The organism is Nitrospira sp. BLG_2, from assembly GCF_049222245.1.
On sequence record NZ_JBLYIG010000341.1, the window covers coordinates 1 to 3,317 of the forward strand.

Below are 3,317 nucleotides of genomic sequence, written 5' to 3' on the forward strand. Positions count from 1 at the left end.
AGGTATTCAGCGGGGCCGGAAAAGTATTAAAAGTATCTGGGAAGCCGCAGTATTTCGTCTCTCAGCGCGCGCAACATATTCACGAGAAGACGTCATCGTCGACGACGTCTTCCCGAAGCATCATCAATACTCGCGACGAACCCCATTCGGATGCCGAACGGTATCGGCGTATCCATCTCATCGTCGGGGATTCCAACATGTCGGAGTATGCCACCTACCTCAAAGTGGGGACGGCCGCACTCGTTTTGTCGATGATCGAGGAGGGATACACGGTTCATGGGTTGGAACTGGAAGATCCCGTCAAGGCGATAAGAGAGGTCTCGCGGGATCCGACGCTGAAGAAAAAAGTGAAACTCGATGACGGCAGGCAGATGACCGCCATTGAAATTCACCTGGTCTATCTCAAGAGGGCAAGGGAATACCTGAATCAACAGGCGCACGACCCCACCCTCGACGATGTGTACGATAAATGGGAACGGATGCTCCAACTCTTGGAAGAAGATCCGATGCAGCTCATCCATCAAGTCGATTGGGTCACGAAGAAACATGTGATCCAATCCTATATAGACAAGAAGAATTGCGGGTGGGACGACCCGAGAGTGTTCCTCCTCGATTTGCAGTTCCATGACGTGAAGCGGACGAGAGGGTTGTATTACCTGATGGAGTCTCGAGGGCTCATCGAACGAGTCGTCGAAGAAGAGGCGGTTCAGCGGGCGATGTCCACCCCGCCTCAAACGACAAGAGCCAAGGTCCGAGGGGATTTCATCCGGTTCGCTCGCGCCAAGAATCGATCCTATACCGTGGATTGGACGTATTTGAAGTTGAACGGGTATTGGGAAGAAACCATTCTCTGCATGGACCCCTTCAGCGCGGTGAATCGACGGGTCGAGGAACTGATTTCCCAAGTGTCTGGAGGGCGGTTTTATCGATGAGGCCGGTGCTGAATCTGTATCACTTTCGACGTGTCATGTCGGTGAGATGCCTGTCAGGTAACGCCTTTTTGCTTGCCGGGTCTCTGCTTATCGGTCTCGTTACGGGTTCTGTACCGACTGCTCAGGGTGCCGATGGCCGTTATACCGGGAAACAGGGAGAAGTTATTGTCGTCAAAGTCCCTGTTGATGATTCAGCCACCCGCGTGCAGGGGAAATTCCTGGGACGTCCCATTAGCTTCTTCCCGGACACGCGACTCGAAGAGCCGAAAGGATTTGTCGGATTGCTCGGGATAGATTTACAAGATGAGCCGGGGACTCATGAACTCATCGTCGAGCTGAAGACGGCCGAGGAGAGCCGCACGCTCCGCTACAGCGTCTCAATCGTCAAAGGGAAGTTCCATGTCGAGCATCTCACGCTGCCCAAAGACAAGGTCGATCTTGATGAAAAGAGCGTGGCGCGCTGGAAGGCCGAGCAAGAGCAGGTGAAAGCGGCATTAGCCACAGATTCCCAGAGCAAACTCTGGCAACCGGGTTTCGTAGAGCCGGTGAGCGGCAGGAGGACCGGTATCTTCGGCAGCATGAGAATCATGAATGGACAGGCGAGGAATCCGCACAACGGCGAGGACATCGGTGCTCCTCTCGGGACCGCCGTTGCCGCGACGAATGACGGAATGGTGCGGCTTACTGTCGATCATATTTTCTCGGGGAAAGGTGTATTCCTAGACCACGGGTTGGGTCTCTATTCGATGTATTTCCATCTGTCCGAAATCCTCGTTAAGGACGGCGATCAGGTGAAAGCCGGGCAGATCATCGGAAAAGTAGGCTCCACCGGTCGGGCCACCGGTCCTCATCTCCATTGGGGGGCGAAACTCAACGGCGCGCGCGTCAACCCCTATGCCTTGCTGGATTTGCCGTTTAAAGGCGCAGTACAGTCGGCCGCTCCTGTGCCGGTTACCCAACCTGCTTCCGGCGTGGGCTCGCCTGCTCCGTAGTGCCGATCGGTTTCAGTCCTCGCCATCCGTATGATTTCTGGTTGACCTCGCCCCACTGCGAGAATACCATTTTGGAATGGGGCATCAGACATGAGAATCTTCTTGTTTATCCTCTCCGTGCTCTCTCTCCTGCTGGCCGCGCACCGATTCTATCTTGCCGAGCATACCGGGCAGCACAAGGGAGGGCTCTTCTTTCTGCTTATCGGCATCCAGCTGCTGATCGCCGCGGCACTCATCAGCGGCCATCGAGAAGAACACATCTCCAAGTCACTGACAGAGGCTGATAAGGAAGACCGCAAAGAACCCGGGCGGAGCGTGGTAACTGCCTCGGAAGAACAAGAGAAGAAGTCGTAAGAGAAGTGGCCTCCCTCGATTGGTTCATCTGGATAGGGTGTGGACCGATGACTACCCAACAGCAGAGAGTATGGAAAGACAGGTTTATGGAACTGTCGATGGCGATGGGATTGTTCCTGCTAGGATCCGTATTGTTCGACGAGCGTTCAATAGCCATGGAGATACCGCCCGATCCGGACGGCGTCCAGCGCGCTGTGGTCGAAGCCGACAGCTATGCGTTCATTCCGAATCACCTCACTGTGAATGCCGGGAAACCGGTCGAATTGACCTTCAAGAGCGTAACCTGGGTCGTGCCTCACAATGTCATCATCGACGATCCTCGATCCGGGTTGAACATTCGGGAAGAGATTCCGGCAGGGGAAAGTCTGACGATCACGTTCACTTCCATGGTCACAGGTTCATTCGCGATCTACTGCGACAAGAAGCTACCGTTCTTCAAGAGCCATCGTGAGAAGGGCCAGGAAGGGGTATTGGAAGTTAGATGATGGTCCTAATGAAGCTGAATTATAGGACAATCGCGTCTGGTCCATAATCGGTCCTCTGAGCGCAAACCTACCGTTTCATAATCCCTCCAGACTTTCACGACCGGTTCGGCTTGATTTATTTGCGGCTATCAACCATCCTTCGTGGGCCAAAAAACAAAACTTAACGGTACATTAGAATGGTTGGAATCGGCATTGTCGAAGGGTTTTTTGGACCTGAATGGTCTTGGACAAGCCGACATCAATTTTGTGAGTCTCTCCGGTCGTATGGCGGAAGCTTTTATATCTACGCCCCTAAGCGAGACTCATACTTAAGAAAGCAGTGGGAGCAGGATCACCCGGCTGACATTTGGAGTGAGCTGAAAAGTTTAAGTCTGAAATGCTATCTAGCCAACGTTGCATTCGGGATAGGACTAAGTCCATTCGAAATTCACTCTCAGTGGAATGAAAGAACAAGAGGATTGCTGCGAGAAAAAGTAAAGAAGTTTGAAGAACTTAACATTACGTACCTTGGTCTGTTCTTTGATGACATGAAGGGTGCCCCGGACTTAGCAGAT

At 53.0% G+C, this 3,317-nt stretch carries 5 protein-coding genes; all 5 read left to right on the plus strand.

The window, feature by feature from the left end:
- Positions 1-932, plus strand: a 932-nt coding sequence (locus tag ACOSYY_RS09410) for a proteasome accessory factor PafA2 family protein (RefSeq protein ID WP_421662012.1), incomplete at its 5' end; no start/stop codon positions are given.
- Complete coding sequence (locus ACOSYY_RS09415; protein ID WP_526023308.1) at positions 929-1,924, plus strand: M23 family metallopeptidase; 996 nt, start codon at positions 929-931, stop codon at positions 1,922-1,924. The genes ACOSYY_RS09410 and ACOSYY_RS09415, both read left to right, overlap by 4 nt.
- 90 nt (positions 1,925-2,014) lie before the next feature.
- Positions 2,015-2,278: a hypothetical protein gene (locus ACOSYY_RS09420; RefSeq protein ID WP_421662014.1), complete on the plus strand. Its 264-nt coding sequence runs from the start codon at positions 2,015-2,017 to the stop codon at positions 2,276-2,278.
- Positions 2,279-2,325: 47 nt separating this feature from the next.
- Positions 2,326-2,763, plus strand: a complete 438-nt coding sequence (locus ACOSYY_RS09425) for a cupredoxin domain-containing protein (protein WP_421662015.1) — start codon at positions 2,326-2,328, stop codon at positions 2,761-2,763.
- 176 nt (positions 2,764-2,939) lie between these two features.
- Positions 2,940-3,317, plus strand: a 378-nt coding sequence (locus tag ACOSYY_RS09430) for a beta-N-acetylglucosaminidase domain-containing protein (protein WP_421662016.1), incomplete at its 3' end; no start/stop codon positions are given.

What these genes read in the sequence shown, in the direction of transcription:
- ACOSYY_RS09415 (WP_526023308.1), top strand. Translation starts at nt 929, where the DNA reads ATGAGGCCGGTGCTGAATCTGTATCACTTTCGACGTGTCATGTCGGTG.
- ACOSYY_RS09420 (WP_421662014.1), top strand. Translation starts at nt 2,015, where the DNA reads ATGAGAATCTTCTTGTTTATCCTCTCCGTGCTCTCTCTCCTGCTGGCC.
- ACOSYY_RS09425 (WP_421662015.1), top strand. Translation starts at nt 2,326, where the DNA reads ATGACTACCCAACAGCAGAGAGTATGGAAAGACAGGTTTATGGAACTG.